Genomic DNA, 13,461 nt, shown 5'->3' on the forward strand with positions numbered 1-13,461 from the left:
AGATGCCCAGTAACGGAATTCAGAAACAAAAAAACACCCGTTAAGGTGCTTGTTCGTTGCCGTCAAGATTGGTTGCGGAGGCCGGATTTGAACCGACGACCTTCGGGTTATGAGCCCGACGAGCTACCAGGCTGCTCCACCCCGCGTCCGTCTTGATACTGATATTATCTGATACTGGAGCCTCAGTTGGTTGCGGGGGCCGGATTTGAACCGACGACCTTCGGGTTATGAGCCCGACGAGCTACCAAGCTGCTCCACCCCGCGTCCGTATAATATCTGTTTTACCATCGAATCCAACCTGTTATCTGATACTGCTATTGCAGTATCGGTTGGTTGCGGAGGCCGGATTTGAACCGACGACCTTCGGGTTATGAGCCCGACGAGCTACCAGGCTGCTCCACCCCGCGTCCGATGGAAGCGCACTATACTCTCCATGCATTTTGTTGCAAACCCTTTTTGCAAATAATCCATTGAAAGGCATTTTTCTGTCGAATTAGCCCGCAAATCGGTTTCTTTTTCATCAAAGTTATTTGACAGGGAATTTTTAACAGCAAAGATTTCTTTATTTGTAGCCGTTTGTTATCGTTCGCCAGCTTACCTTTATTACTTGAGTGCTTTTGCTGGCAAGCGGTAACCCCTCAGTATTTTGGGTATAAAACAATCAGTTTGAGAGAGAAAACAATGAAAGGACGTTGGGGTAAATATCTGCTGTGTGGGGTCGTGGTTGCTGTGCTGGCGGGGTGCTCATCAAAACCGACCGATCATGGGCAGCAGTATAAGGATGGCCGTCTGGATCAGCCGCTGGAATGGGTGAGTCAGCCTAATACCAAGGGCGTTCCTATGAATGGCAAAGATTATTCCGCTCAGTTAATGGAAATAAAGCGCGCCTCTCCGTCTCTTTTTAGCCGTAATACCTCTACCTATCAGGCAGTACAAAGCTGGTTGGCTTCTGGAGCGGATACCCGCCAGTTAAGCCAGTTCGGTCTAAGTGCCTACCAGATGGAAGGCGTAGATAACTACGGTAATGTCCAGTTTACCGGTTATTACACGCCAGTTTTACAGGCACGTTATACCCAGCAGGGGGAATTCCGTTACCCGCTGTACCGTATGCCAGCGAAAGGCAAACGCCGTTTGCCGAATCGCGCGAGTATTTATTCCGGTGCGCTGGATAGCCGTTACATCATTGCATATACCAACTCGCTGATGGACAACTTTATGATGGAAGTCCAGGGCAGTGGTTATGTGGATTTCGGTAACGGCCAGCCGTTGGTGTTTTTTGGCTATAGTGGCAAGAATGGCCATGCTTACCACAGCATCGGCAAAGTGCTTATCGATCGTGGTGAAGTGGCCAAAGCAGATATGTCAATGCAGGCCATTCGCCAATGGGCGGCTACCCATAGCGAAGCCGAAGTGCGCGAACTGCTGGAACAGAACCCTTCCTTTGTTTTCTTCCATCCACAATCCTTTGCCCTAGTGAAAGGTGCCAGCGCCGTACCGCTGATTGCCAAAGCCTCGGTGGCCTCCGATCGCTCGCTGATCCCGGCTGGCACCACATTGCTGGCGGAAGTACCGCTGCTGGACAATCAGGGTAAATTCACGGGAAAATATGAAATGCGCCTGGTGGTAGCCCTGGATGTGGGCGGCGCAATTAAAGGCCAGCATTTCGATCTGTATCAGGGGATCGGCCCGGAAGCGGGTCATGCGGCGGGTTATTATAATCACTATGGGCGTGTGTGGGTGTTGAAAGGGGCTAATGGTGAGTTGCCACTATTCGGTGCTTACCAACCACCATCTGCTGCCGGTAAAGCTTTGTTGGCCACCCGCTAAAGCGGATAATGTGAACCGCAAGGGGCGGTTTTCCGGCCCTGATCATTGGTATGAGCAAGAGTAATTAAAACGAAATGAGCACCCCCTATTCAGAAGCCTATTTACAGCGTTTTGGCGGCACGGCGCGTTTGTATGGCACGCCCGCGTTAGCACTCTTTGCCCAGGCGCATGTTTGTGTGATTGGTATCGGCGGGGTTGGTTCGTGGGCCGCAGAGGCGCTGGCAAGAACCGGTATCGGTGCTATTACCTTGATCGATATGGATGATGTGTGTGTTACCAATACCAATCGTCAGATTCATGCATTGCGTGCGCACGTTGGCCAGTCAAAAACCGAGGTGATGGCGGAGCGTATTCTGGCGATCAATCCAGAATGCCGGGTGAGCTGTGTGGATGATTTTATCACTCCAGATAATGTCGCTGAGCTGTTGAACCACAATTTCAGCTATGTGATTGATGCTATCGACAGTGTGCGACCGAAAGCCGCGCTATTGGCCTATTGCCGCCGTTTTAAAATCCCGGTAGTGACAACCGGAGGAGCCGGTGGGCAGATCGATCCAACGCGGATTGCCGTTGTGGATCTGGCGAAAACCATTCAGGACCCGTTGGCGGCGAAGCTGCGTGAAAGGCTGAAAAATGACTTTCACGTGGTAAAAAACAGCAAAGGCAAATTGGGGATTGATTGTGTCTTTTCCACCGAACCGCTGGTTTACCCACAGCCAGATGGCTCAGTATGTGCTTCGCGCAGCACGGCGGAAGGGCCGAAGAAAATGGATTGCAGCGCCGGTTTTGGGGCGGCAACCATGGTCACCGCCACGTTCGGTTTTATCGCAGTTTCTCATGCGCTGAAAAAGATGCTGGCTAAAGCGGCGCGTCAGGCGTAGCGTGCCGCGATCTGCTTAACGCCAGCGGCCAGGGCTTCCAGACCGCTGGCGCGGGTAACGCTGAGTTGGGCACGCAGTGCCAGGTGATCAAACAAGGCCAGAGGATCATCGGCCAGAAGCTGTTGCGGTGTTTTACCTTCCACGGCGGTCAGCAAGACCGCCAACAGGCCACGCACGATACGGCCTTCGCTATCACCATAGAAATGCATTGAGCCATCTTCCAACCGCTGGTGCCCTAGCCAGACCCGATTTTCACAACCGCTTAGTTCGATTTCTGGCTGCCGGAGCTCTGCCAGCAACGGGGGTAACTGTTTTGCCAGCATGATCAACTGGCGGTAACGATCTTCCCACTGTTTCAGCGCGCTGAATTTTGCCACCAGCGCTTCGGCGGTGATGGCATGACCAAAAGGATGAGGGGCAAGCAGATTCATATTATTCCGCCAACAACGCAATGGCGTTTTCTAACGCCTTGACGAAAACATCCACTTCTTCCGGCTGATTATAAGGGGCAAATGAGGCGCGCAGCGTTCCGTTAACCCCCAAAGCGGCCATTAACGGCTGAGCGCAATGTTGCCCGGCACGCAGCGCGATGCCTTGTTCGGCCAACAGGGTGACAATATCACTGTGGTGAACACCGGCAATATCAAACGCCAACAGGCTGGAGCCGGAACAGCGGAAACTGCGGAAGCCCGGCAACAACGCTAAGCGCTGCTCGGCACTGTGCGCCAAATTGCGGCTGTATTGTTCAGCGGCTGCCATATCTTGGGTACTCATCCATTCCAGCGCCGCTGCTAAGCCAAGCACACCGGCGATATTGGGTGTGCCTGCTTCAAAACAGTGTGGTGGTTGCTGCGGAGTGAAACCGCTGAATGAAGCCTGGGTCAACATTTTACCGCCACCCTGCCACGGGCTCATTTCCGCCAGCAGTGCCGTTTTGCCGTACAGTACGCCAATGCCGGTCGGGCCATAGAGTTTATGCCCAGAGAAAGCGTAAAAATCGATATTAAGCCGCTGCACATCAGCTGGGCAATGCACAATACCCTGCGCACCGTCGATCATCACGACGGCACCGGCGGCGTGCGCTAACTCAATGGCGTGCGCCAGATCCGGGCATCCTCCGGTGACGTTGGACATCTGGCCCAGAGCCAGAATACGGGTTTTTTCATTGAGCAGCGAAGAAAGCAATGTCAGATCCGGTAGCCGATCGCTACCCAACGGCAGCTTGACTACCTGAGCACCGGTCTGCTCCGCCACCATCAACCACGGGATCAGGTTGGCATGATGTTCTGCTTCGCTAACCAGAATCTGATCTCCCGGTTGCAGGCGTGGGCGGGCATAGCTCTGTGCGACCAGATTGATGGCTTCGGTGGTTCCGCGTGCCCAAACGATGTCATCAGCTTGTGGGGCATTGATCAGCGTAGCAACCCACTGGCGAGCTTGTTCGAAGCGGGTGGTGAGATCCTGTGCAGCGCGATGCTGGCTGCGATGGACGGTCGCCGCGTCTGCGCTGTAAAACTGCTGCGTGGCGTCGATAACGGCCTGCGGTTTTAGTGCAGTGGCGGCGCTGTCCAGATAAATTTCAGCCTGTTTCAGAGCAGGAAACTGGCGGCAAAAAAGAGCGGGATCGAAAGGCGTCATAAGTTAATTATCACTGGCTACATTAAGCCGTGATCCTGGCCTATTTTTTGGGCTGAGACAAGCTATCCTGAACAATTTGGCGTGCAAAGAAGAGGGGGAATTATGAGCAAAAAAAAGCACTGCAAAATTTGCAGTGCTGCATAAAATCACTATGGACAGACAGGATAAATGTACAGGAAGTGAAAAAACAGTAGCTTAGCTACCATGTCCGCATTGCCGGACAATCTGCAAACACAACATCACCACCACAAAGCCAAAAGTTCATCGGTATCTTCGATACCCAATTCCTTTTCGTTCCGGCCTGGGAAGTGCTGCCACTATAGGTATTTACTGGCGCAGGCTCAACGGACAATTTATAATGCTTCGGATTAAAAAAACTAATGAAAATAGTTCGCTCTGGCGAACCGATTGCGTTATAGAACACGCTGCCTGAGCTATTAGGCGAAATTATTCGGATAATTATTACATAACTGTAGTCATACCCAATAAATTTCAAATTCCAGCGAGGCGGCAAACGCAAAACATTGGCCGATTTGAACGGCACATGCAGCCAACGATGCTGCCGCTTGCGAGACAAAGGGTATAATTCATGTCTAAACGCCTACCACCACTGAATGCCTTGCGGGTTTTTGACGCGGCGGCTCGTCATCTGAGTTTTACTAAAGCCGCAGAAGAACTGTTTGTGACCCAAGCCGCTGTGAGTCATCAAATCAAGTCACTGGAAGATTTCCTTGGCTTGAAACTGTTTCGGCGGCGTAACCGTTCGTTGTTGTTGACGGAAGAAGGGCAAAGTTATTATCTCGATATCAAAGAGATTTTCTCTTCGATCAATGAAGCAACGCGTAAGCTTCAGGCGCGCAGTGCCAAGGGCGCTTTGACGGTCAGCCTGCCACCCAGTTTTGCTATTCAGTGGCTGGTGCCACGCCTTTCTGGTTTTAACTCTGCTTATCCTGGGATCGACGTTCGTATACAGGCTATTGACCGTGAAGAGGATAAATTAGCGGACGATGTCGATGTGGCGATCTTTTATGGCCGTGGTAATTGGCCGGGGCTGCGAGCCGAACGTCTGTATGCGGAATATCTGCTGCCGGTTTGCTCGCCCAGCCTGCTGGCTGGCGAACATGCGCTGAAAGTGCCGGATGATCTGGCTTATCATACGCTTCTGCATGATACTTCACGCCGCGATTGGTTGGCCTATACCCGTCAATTAGGATTGCAGCATATCAATGTGCAACAAGGGCCAATCTTTAGCCACAGCGCGATGGTCGTTCAGGCGGCGGTGCATGGCCAGGGTATTGCATTGGTCAATAATGTGATGGCACAAAGTGAGATCGAAGCCGGGCGGTTGGTATGCCCATTCAACGATGTGCTGGTCAGTAAAAACGCTTTTTATTTAGTATGCCATGACAGCCAGGCAGACCTGGGTAAAATAGCTGCCTTTCGCCAGTGGATCCTGGCGCGGGCAGCCAGTGAACAGGATAAATTTCGTTTTCGCTATGAACAATAATGCCGGTTACGATGAGGCTGGAACAGGTTAATCTCGATTAAGGTAAATCACGATGAGTAGTCGTTTGATGCTGATTTTTGCTGCTATCAGCGGTTTTGTATTTGTTGCTTTGGGAGCGTTTGGTGCGCACGTATTGAAGGATACGTTGGGAGCCAATGAAATGGCCTGGATACGCACCGGGCTTGAGTATCAAGGGTTCCACACCTTGGCGATTCTGGCATTGGCCGTTGCGATGCAGAACCGGGCCAGCCTGTGGTTTTATTGGAGTGGGGCGTTGTTGGCACTAGGAACCGTATTGTTTAGCGGTAGCCTGTATTGCCTGGCGCTTTCCCACCTGAAGATTTGGGCTTATGTCACGCCGATTGGCGGTATGTGCTTCCTGATCGGTTGGGTATTGATGTTGATTGGCGCTTTGCGTCTGAGGAAAAAGGCCGAACGCCATGAATAAGCTCGCGTTGTACTGCCGCCCTGGTTTTGAAAAAGAGTGTGCGGCAGAAATCACTGACAAAGCCGCCCAGTTGGAAATATTCGGCTTTGCACGAGTCAAAGAAAACAGCGGTTACGTGCTGTTTGAATGCTATCAACCAGACGATGCCGATCGTTTGGCGAAAGAAATCCCGTTCCGTGAGCTGATTTTCGCTCGTCAGATGATTGTGGTTGGGGAACTGCTGCGTGACTTGCCGCCGGAAGATCGGGTGTCGCCGATTGTCGGGATGCTGATTGGTGTGGTTGATCGCGGTGGTGAACTGCGGGTAGAAGTACCGGATACCAACGAAAGCAAAGAACTGATGAAGTTTTGCCGCAAGCTGACGGTGCCTTTGCGCGCTGCCATGCGCGAACAGAAAGTGCTGATGGCGCGTGAAAACGCAACGCGTCCGGTAGTGCATGTGTTCTTTATCGCTCCAGGTTGCTGCTATGTGGGGTATTCCTACAGTAAAAATAACTCTCCATTCTATATGGGGATTCCGCGTCTTAAGTTCCCGGCGGATGCGCCAAGCCGCTCTACATTGAAGTTGGAAGAGGCTTTCCATGTGTTTATTCCAGCCGACGAATGGGATGAGCGTTTGGGCAGCGGCATGTATGCGGTTGATTTAGGGGCTTGCCCTGGGGGATGGACCTATCAACTGGTTAAACGCAGCATGATGGTACATGCCGTAGATAACGGTACTATGGCTCAGAGCCTGATGGAGACTGGGCAGGTGACCCACCACCGTGCTGACGGCTTCAAGTTTGAACCCACGCGTAACAATATCTACTGGCTGGTGTGCGATATGGTAGAAAAACCGGCGCGAGTGACAAGCCTGGTGATTAATTGGCTGCTTAAGGGTTGGTGCCGTGAGGCAATCTTCAATTTGAAGCTACCGATGAAGAAACGCTATGAAGAGGTTTCACAGAATCTGCAAAGTATTCAGGAAGCCTTGGCGACAGCGGATATCAGCGCAGAGATTCATGCCAAGCAGCTGTATCATGATCGTGAAGAGATCACCGTACATGTGCGCCGCATGTGGTCTGCTATTCCAGGCCGCCGCGACGAGCGTTGATCGCGCTTATCCTCTTGGCTCTCTGTTATACCAAGGGGCAACGTGCTGGTAATCGCAGTTGTTGCAGGTTACCGGCCAGAACCAGATCGGTGCGCAACGTGGCGACTTGTTTACTGATATAGGCCATCTCGCGGTGTTGTTGCAGCCTGTTGCGCCATTTTTCTGGCACCTGTTCCAGATTGGCGAACAGTGCGTCCAGATCCCCTGCCTGTTGTAATAACAGGGCTGCCGTTTTGGGGCCGATGCCCGCTACGCCGGGGATCTTGCTGCTGCTGATCCCGGCCAATCCCCAGTAATCCACCAGCTGATGTGGCGATACGCCGAACTCATTTTGCACGAATGGCAGATCCAGCCAGCGTTTCTGGAAGTAATCACGGATTTGTATGTTTGGTGCCAGCAACTGGCAATAGCCTTTATCGGTGGAAACGATGGTGACCTGATAGCCGCTATTGGCGACTTTAGCGGCTAAGGTTGCTGCCAAATCGTCCGCTTCATTGCCTGCTGAATGCCAGCAGGCAACTCCTAATGCTGCGAAAGCCTGGCGCAGTTGCGGCATTTCCTGTTGCAGATTTTCGGGCATCGGTGAGCGCCCGGCTTTGTAATCGGGCAGAATGCGGTGGCGCCAGCTTTCACTGCGGTCGTCTTCGTCGAACACGGCGACGGCATGGGTTGGTTGGCTGTGCTGAATCAACTGTTGCAAAGCATTCTGGCAGCGATTCAGGCAGGGGGAACCCTGGGCGGCATGAATGCGGCGAATTAAGTTAAGGGCGTCAACGATCAGTAAGTGTATTGGCATATCCCGGTTGTCTTTCAAACAGTTACTTGGCCAATGAATAGGTAAGCGACAGTATTCATAACAGAAGGGGCGGCGTTATGCCGCCCAGGAGTATTACGCCACAATCTCATAGCAGGGCACATAAGCCGTACCCGGTAGCTTCATGCGGTGCTGGGCGACAAACCCCTGCAACAGGCTATCCATCTGCTTCATCATCAGCGTATCGCCGTGCAGTTTATAAGGGCCGAATTGCTCAATAGCATGAATACCATTCTCTTTTACGTTACCGGCAACGATGCCAGAAAATGCTCGGCGTAGCGCGGCAGCCAATTGTTCTGCGGGCTGATTTGGGTACAGATTGAGGTTGGCCATGTTTTCATGGCTTGGCTCGAACGGCAGTTGCAGATCGGGTGCAATACGGATAGACCAGTTGAAGCTGTAAGCATCGCCCGTATTACGGCGGTTTTCTTTGACTAATGGCATGGCCTTTTTCATTTGCCGAGCGACTTCTGCCGGATCGTCAATGATAATGGTGTAATGTCGGCGTGCTTCATCACCCAACGTATTCATGATGAATTCATCCAGCACCCGGAAGTAATCCGCGCTTTCTTTTGGCCCGGTGAGGATCAGCGGTAGCACTTGCTCTCTGTTTTCTGGGTTCATCAGAATGCCCAGCAGATAGAGCAACTCTTCTGCGGTACCTACGCCACCTGGGAAGATGACAATGCCGTGTGCGATACGCACAAAAGCTTCCAGGCGTTTTTCGATGTCCGGCATAATCACCAGTTCGTTCACCAGTGGATTAGGCGGCTCTGCGGCGATGATGGAAGGCTCGGTCATACCGATAAAACGGCTATTACGGTAGCGCTGCTGCGCATGGCCAACGGCGGCCCCTTTCATTGGGGCTTCCATGGCTCCTGGCCCACAGCCAGTACAGATATTCAGTTCGCGCAGGCCCAGTTGGCTGCCGACTTTGCGCCCATACAGGTATTCATTTTCATTGATTGAATGCCCACCCCAGCACACCACCAGATTAGGATCTTCATCAAGATGCAGCGTGCGAGCATTACGCAGGATGGAAAATACCAAGTTGGTGATATGGCTGGAGTTTTCTGGATCAAGGTGCTGGAAAGACTTGGCGCTGACGAGCTGCCCATGAACGAATAGGATGTCACGCAAGACAGCAAACAGGTTAGCCTGCAACGAACGGATAATGCGGCCATCAACGAATGCGTCTTCTGGTGGGTTAACCAGCTCCAGTTTTACCCCGCGCTCGCGGCGTAATACGTTGATATCGAAAGTTTCATAGCGCGACAAGAGTTGCTTGCTGCTGTCCGTCTGGCTGCCAGAGTTTAATACTGCCAAAGAGCAGTTGCGGAACAAACGGTACAAATCACTGCTGGCGGTGCGTTTCAGCATGTCGACTTCTAGCTGCGACAGCAAGTCCATCGAGCCCAACGGGCTGATATGTGTAATCAAAGTAGCTCCTTTACGCTCACTGTGGAACGATAGTAATCCGTACGGCAGTAGCATTGCTTTTTGTGCATTCGCCTGTTATCTACTGCGGTAAGAATGTTGAATTGCCTGCCAGAATATTAGCTAAACAGCAGATACCTTTGATTTAACCTTACCGCCGCCTCCCGATTTTTACCAATACAAACCGCGCGTTAGCTCAGTTGTTGAGCACTATCTCGCATTATTGGCAGGCCAGACGGCCATGAGCAGGTTTATGGGTTGTTCTCCAGCTTGCGTTCATGCAGCCAGCTCTTGGTAATGAGGATATCAGCTGCCACCATGGGCTTGGGCAGGTACAATGGCTGCCAGTTTAGCGTCGGTGAGAAAAATATGGATCGTGACGATGTACCACACGCACTGCGTGAGTTTACCCAGCGTTATATCGGCCTTTGGCAGCAGCAACATGGCCATGCACCTGCAAGCCAGGAATTGTACGGTATTGCTTCACCGTGCATTGTAGAAAACCATGAGGATGAGGTGCTGTGGTTACCACAGCCGTTTATGCCGGCGGCCACCTTAGTGAAGGTGGAGAATGCGCTGGATTTGCGGCTACAGCCGGATATCCACCTTTTTTATACCCAGCAATATGCTGGAGATATGCACGCACAGTTTGCAGAACAGCAACTGACGCTTTTACAGGTATGGAGTGAAGATGATTTCATTCGCCTGCAAGAAAACCTGATAGGGCATCTGGTTACGCAAAAACGTCTTAAACTTTCCCCGACATTATTCTTGGCGACGACAGAGTCGGAGATGACGATGGTGTCGTTGTGTAACGTCAGTGGCAATGTAATGCTTGAGCATTTTGGCAGTGATAAACGGGTCTTTTTATCCGGCTCATTGGCCCATTTCCTCAATACGTTATGCCCTGTGTTGAAGTAGCTTGCTTATTTTGTACTAAGCGCGTGTGAGAGATCTCTTACAAAAGCTGTGAGAGATCGCTTTTAATTTTTTCTGCTGGGTGGCTTATATTGGACTTATTGCTATCCAGATCAATTAGTTAAGATTTAATTAAAATAACTCCGATTCAGAATTTACTGTAATCCTCCTTACATGACCTTGTGGAGGCGGAAGAATTAAGCGATCTTATGTCTACCGGCAAGGAGCTGGTTGGAGCAGGAAAACATCAGGATGATGTAGCTTCAGGAAGAAGAAAAGGATGCACTCAGGAAGAGTGGAAAAGGATTGGTGTCAGGGTGACGCTTAGGATGTTTCAGGATTGAAACCAAGGACACCTCCAGGACGGAGATTGAGAGCCAGCACAGGAATGTTGGCGGGTCAGGAAGACTGAGGAACTGCATCAGGACGATGTTATAGGACTTAGCAAGGATAGTTTGGTCAGGATGGCCGAGGGAAAAGTTTTCAAGGATCGAGCAGGGAGCACACATTGTAGCAGGATAGCTATAAAACGAACCGGGGGCACTGTTGATGCAGTGCCCCCAATTTTTTGCATCTGAACATTGAATATAATGTTCAGATTGATGAATGAGTTACTTCCGTTATCAACCAATGGCTCCCAGCGTATCTCCAGTGCTGTGCTTCCTCGGTAACAGGAACAACGTCGCATAAATATCCAAGAGATAAATCCCCGCCAGCAGGCTGATAGCCGCCGTAAACGAAACCTGTGTCACCAATGCTCCAATCACCAATGGCCCAAGGCCACCCACACCGCGCCCTAGATTAAACAGAATGTTTTGCGCCGTAGCGCGCGCTTGTATTGGGTAAGTATCTGAAATTAAAGCACCATAGCCCCCAATCATACCATTAACGAACACCCCCATCAGCGCGCCTGCAAACAGCATCAAGGTAGGATCGCTGAGCTGGGCGTAGCAAATGACCATCACGACTGCGCCAATCTGGTAAATCACAAAGATTTTCCAGCGCGGGAAGCGGTCGGCCAATACCCCGAATAGCCAAATACCAAAGGTCATACCGAGCACGGTAACCGCCGTCCATACGCCGGACTTGGTTAACGAAAAACCAAAGTTTTTTGCCAGATAGGTCGGCATCCAGATCATCAGCCCGTAATAACCGAAGTTTTGTACCGAACACAGGATGAGTATCCCCAGGCTGGCTTTGCCAGTGGGGCGATCTTTGAAAAGGAGTTTGACGCGTTGAGTGAAGGATAGCTGCTGTTCATGGGTATTTTGTTGCACAAATTCCTTGGGTTCGCCCATCGTGCGGCGGATCAGGAAGGAAACCAGAGCTGGCAGCAAGCCAACCAGGAACATGCCACGCCAGCCGATATAGGGGAGCAATAGCGGGGTAAGGAAGGCCGCAGCCAGCACGCCAAGTTGCCAGCCCATTCCCACATAGGCTGAAGCGCGGTTGCGTTTTTCTGCTGGCCAGGCTTCGGCGATCAGCGCCATACCGATACCAAACTCACCGCCCAAGCCGATACCGGCCAATGTGCGGTAAACGAGCAGATCCCAGTAGCCGACGGCAATCGCACATAGGCCGGTAAACAGAGAGAACATCAGGATGGTGAGCGTTAAAATACGGATGCGCCCGAAACGGTCGCTGAGGTGGCCGAAGATCACGCCGCCGATCACTGCGCCTATCAACGTCCAAGTGACCAGCGAACCCGCTTCCGATGAGGTTAAGCCCAATTCATAGGTGATCACCGGCAGCATAAAGCCGAGTATCAGCAAATCGAAGCCATCCATGGCATAACCGGTAACGGAAGCCAACATGGCTTTACCGGGTGTCGCATGATTTTTTGTTAGTGATATTTCAGACATGTTTTTTATCTGTGTGGTTTTGAGTGGGCGTATTGTGCCGTGCCGTGGGCAGAGCTACCAGATAAAATATACAAAGAGCTTCAGCTCAGTAGGGTTGGGGCCATCAAGCACAAATGCTATGCTTTTGCGCCAAGAATCAGGGCCTACAGTTCGGGAATATAGATGAGTATTGAGAACCAGATTCGCCACAGTTTACAGTCGATTGAGCAAGCTATGCGGGATTTGGCATTGTGGCAGACTGAACCGCCTGAGGCAGAGGCATTCGCCAGCACGGAACCTTTCTGCGTAGATCGTATGTTGGCGGAGGAGTGGTTGCAGTGGGTGCTGTTGCCACGTATGCATGCGTTGCTGGATACCAAGGCGCAACTACCCACGAGTTTTATGATCGCGCCTTATTTTGATGTGGCGCTGAAGCATAAGCAACCGGGTTGCGCACCATTGTTGGAATTGTTACAGCGCTTGGATGCATTGCTGAATAAAGAGCCGCAATAGTAGGCATGATTACGTTACTATGGATGAACATCGTTTGATCGTGAATATACAGGGAAGGCTGCTTTATGCTCAGGAAAGATCTTTTCGGTTGGCTCGGGATCGCTGTCGGTAGCATTGCGCTGCTGATGGCGATGCTTCATTTCTATGCTGGGCCATTCTCTCCTCAGCCGACTCTGGAAAGCATCGTCGCCAGCAAAGCGGTGGCAATCAAAGAATCCGTTCTGGCTTCGCTGGCGGGTAACAGTGTTGCTGCCAGTGTCTCACAGCCCCGTTATGACCTTGATCGGATATTGGAAATCATGACTGCGGTACTGGCGGCGGCTGCCGTGATTCTGGGGGTTATTGGTAGTGCGTGCCGGGTAAACCGGCGAATTGTCTCTGGCGCGTTGATGCTTGGTACAGGCACGTTGGCTTTTCAGTTTGCTGTTTTTGCGTTTGGCGTTATTGCGGTCATTTTTCTCATTGCGGTTGTATTGTGGCTGATTATGGGGGGGTAGCAGGCCAAATAATCGGCTTTCTTCTGGTATACGTGCTAGTGTCAGGA

At 51.5% G+C, this 13,461-nt stretch carries 13 protein-coding genes and 3 tRNA genes; 8 read left to right on the forward strand and 8 right to left on the reverse strand.

What is annotated here, in order from left to right:
• Nucleotides 1-69: 69 nt before the first annotated feature.
• From Z042_RS09715 to Z042_RS09725, 3 genes are all read right to left on the reverse strand, one after another.
• A tRNA-Met gene (locus tag Z042_RS09715) sits at nucleotides 70-146 on the reverse strand.
• Between the two features lie 41 nt (nucleotides 147-187).
• Nucleotides 188-264, reverse strand: a tRNA-Met gene (locus Z042_RS09720).
• A 66-nt stretch (nucleotides 265-330) separates the two neighbouring features.
• Nucleotides 331-407 (reverse strand) — tRNA-Met (locus Z042_RS09725).
• Nucleotides 408-681: 274 nt separating this feature from the next.
• Between Z042_RS09725 and mltA the strand changes: the two genes are divergently transcribed.
• Together mltA and tcdA are read left to right on the forward strand one after the other, a co-directional pair.
• Nucleotides 682-1,827, forward strand: coding sequence for a murein transglycosylase A (mltA, locus tag Z042_RS09730; protein WP_024910124.1), 1,146 nt, complete (start codon nucleotides 682-684; stop codon nucleotides 1,825-1,827).
• Between the two features lie 74 nt (nucleotides 1,828-1,901).
• Nucleotides 1,902-2,708, forward strand: a complete 807-nt coding sequence (tcdA, locus tag Z042_RS09735) for a tRNA cyclic N6-threonylcarbamoyladenosine(37) synthase TcdA (RefSeq protein ID WP_024910125.1) — start codon at nucleotides 1,902-1,904, stop codon at nucleotides 2,706-2,708.
• Here tcdA and csdE read toward each other — a convergent pair.
• Both csdE and csdA read right to left on the reverse strand, forming a co-directional pair.
• Entirely contained in the window at nucleotides 2,699-3,133 is a 435-nt protein-coding gene (gene csdE, locus Z042_RS09740; RefSeq protein ID WP_024910126.1) for a cysteine desulfurase sulfur acceptor subunit CsdE, read from the reverse strand. The genes tcdA and csdE overlap by 10 nt on opposite strands.
• 7 nt (nucleotides 3,134-3,140) lie before the next feature.
• Nucleotides 3,141-4,346, reverse strand: coding sequence for a cysteine desulfurase CsdA (csdA, locus tag Z042_RS09745; RefSeq protein ID WP_024910127.1), 1,206 nt, complete (start codon nucleotides 4,344-4,346; stop codon nucleotides 3,141-3,143).
• Between the two features lie 589 nt (nucleotides 4,347-4,935).
• Between csdA and Z042_RS09750 the strand changes: the two genes are divergently transcribed.
• From Z042_RS09750 to rlmM, 3 genes are read left to right on the forward strand one after another with little or no spacing between them, the layout of a single operon-like run.
• Nucleotides 4,936-5,853 carry a transcriptional regulator GcvA gene (locus tag Z042_RS09750; RefSeq protein ID WP_024910128.1) on the forward strand — a complete coding sequence of 306 codons (918 nt, stop codon included), beginning with the start codon at nucleotides 4,936-4,938 and terminating at the stop codon, nucleotides 5,851-5,853.
• Nucleotides 5,854-5,905: 52 nt separating this feature from the next.
• On the forward strand, nucleotides 5,906-6,301 hold the full coding sequence (locus Z042_RS09755) for a DUF423 domain-containing protein (RefSeq protein ID WP_024910129.1): 396 nt from the start codon (nucleotides 5,906-5,908) through the stop codon (nucleotides 6,299-6,301).
• Nucleotides 6,294-7,394 (forward strand): 23S rRNA (cytidine(2498)-2'-O)-methyltransferase RlmM, encoded by a 1,101-nt coding sequence (gene rlmM / locus Z042_RS09760; RefSeq protein WP_024910130.1) that lies wholly within the window; start codon nucleotides 6,294-6,296, stop codon nucleotides 7,392-7,394. Before Z042_RS09755 ends, rlmM begins: the two co-directional genes overlap by 8 nt.
• 25 nt (nucleotides 7,395-7,419) lie before the next feature.
• Here the strand turns inward: rlmM and xni are convergent, their stop codons facing one another.
• A complete protein-coding gene (gene xni / locus Z042_RS09765) occupies nucleotides 7,420-8,190 on the reverse strand; it encodes a flap endonuclease Xni (protein WP_024910131.1) in 771 nt (256 codons plus the stop codon).
• A 93-nt stretch (nucleotides 8,191-8,283) separates the two neighbouring features.
• Nucleotides 8,284-9,648, reverse strand: a complete 1,365-nt coding sequence (gene ppnN, locus Z042_RS09770; protein ID WP_024910132.1) for a nucleotide 5'-monophosphate nucleosidase PpnN — start codon at nucleotides 9,646-9,648, stop codon at nucleotides 8,284-8,286.
• 366 nt (nucleotides 9,649-10,014) lie between these two features.
• On the opposite strand from ppnN, the gene syd reads away from it, so the two are divergent.
• Nucleotides 10,015-10,566, forward strand: a complete 552-nt coding sequence (gene syd / locus Z042_RS09775; RefSeq protein WP_024910133.1) for a SecY-interacting protein — start codon at nucleotides 10,015-10,017, stop codon at nucleotides 10,564-10,566.
• 620 nt (nucleotides 10,567-11,186) lie between these two features.
• Here syd and Z042_RS09780 read toward each other — a convergent pair.
• Nucleotides 11,187-12,425, reverse strand: coding sequence for an MFS transporter (locus Z042_RS09780; RefSeq protein WP_024910134.1), 1,239 nt, complete (start codon nucleotides 12,423-12,425; stop codon nucleotides 11,187-11,189).
• A gap of 162 nt (nucleotides 12,426-12,587) precedes the next feature.
• Between Z042_RS09780 and Z042_RS09785 the strand changes: the two genes are divergently transcribed.
• On the forward strand, nucleotides 12,588-12,917 hold the full coding sequence (locus Z042_RS09785; protein ID WP_024910135.1) for a YqcC family protein: 330 nt from the start codon (nucleotides 12,588-12,590) through the stop codon (nucleotides 12,915-12,917).
• A 65-nt stretch (nucleotides 12,918-12,982) separates the two neighbouring features.
• Nucleotides 12,983-13,414, forward strand: a complete 432-nt coding sequence (locus Z042_RS09790) for a hypothetical protein (protein WP_024910136.1) — start codon at nucleotides 12,983-12,985, stop codon at nucleotides 13,412-13,414.
• Nucleotides 13,415-13,461: the final 47 nt, after the last annotated feature.

Origin of the sequence: Chania multitudinisentens RB-25, assembly GCF_000520015.2 — a bacterium.
GTDB lineage: Bacteria > Pseudomonadota > Gammaproteobacteria > Enterobacterales > Enterobacteriaceae > Chania > Chania multitudinisentens.

Coding starts and splice junctions, on each gene's coding strand:
- Z042_RS09755 (WP_024910129.1), top strand. CDS start 5,906: ATGAGTAGTCGTTTGATGCTGATTTTTGCTGCTATCAGCGGTTTTGTA.
- tcdA (WP_024910125.1), top strand. CDS start 1,902: ATGAGCACCCCCTATTCAGAAGCCTATTTACAGCGTTTTGGCGGCACG.
- Z042_RS09790 (WP_024910136.1), top strand. CDS start 12,983: ATGCTCAGGAAAGATCTTTTCGGTTGGCTCGGGATCGCTGTCGGTAGC.
- syd (WP_024910133.1), top strand. CDS start 10,015: ATGGATCGTGACGATGTACCACACGCACTGCGTGAGTTTACCCAGCGT.
- mltA (WP_024910124.1), top strand. CDS start 682: ATGAAAGGACGTTGGGGTAAATATCTGCTGTGTGGGGTCGTGGTTGCT.
- Z042_RS09785 (WP_024910135.1), top strand. CDS start 12,588: ATGAGTATTGAGAACCAGATTCGCCACAGTTTACAGTCGATTGAGCAA.
- rlmM (WP_024910130.1), top strand. CDS start 6,294: ATGAATAAGCTCGCGTTGTACTGCCGCCCTGGTTTTGAAAAAGAGTGT.
- Z042_RS09780 (WP_024910134.1), bottom strand. CDS start 12,425: ATGTCTGAAATATCACTAACAAAAAATCATGCGACACCCGGTAAAGCC.
- csdA (WP_024910127.1), bottom strand. CDS start 4,346: ATGACGCCTTTCGATCCCGCTCTTTTTTGCCGCCAGTTTCCTGCTCTG.
- Z042_RS09750 (WP_024910128.1), top strand. CDS start 4,936: ATGTCTAAACGCCTACCACCACTGAATGCCTTGCGGGTTTTTGACGCG.
- xni (WP_024910131.1), bottom strand. CDS start 8,190: ATGCCAATACACTTACTGATCGTTGACGCCCTTAACTTAATTCGCCGC.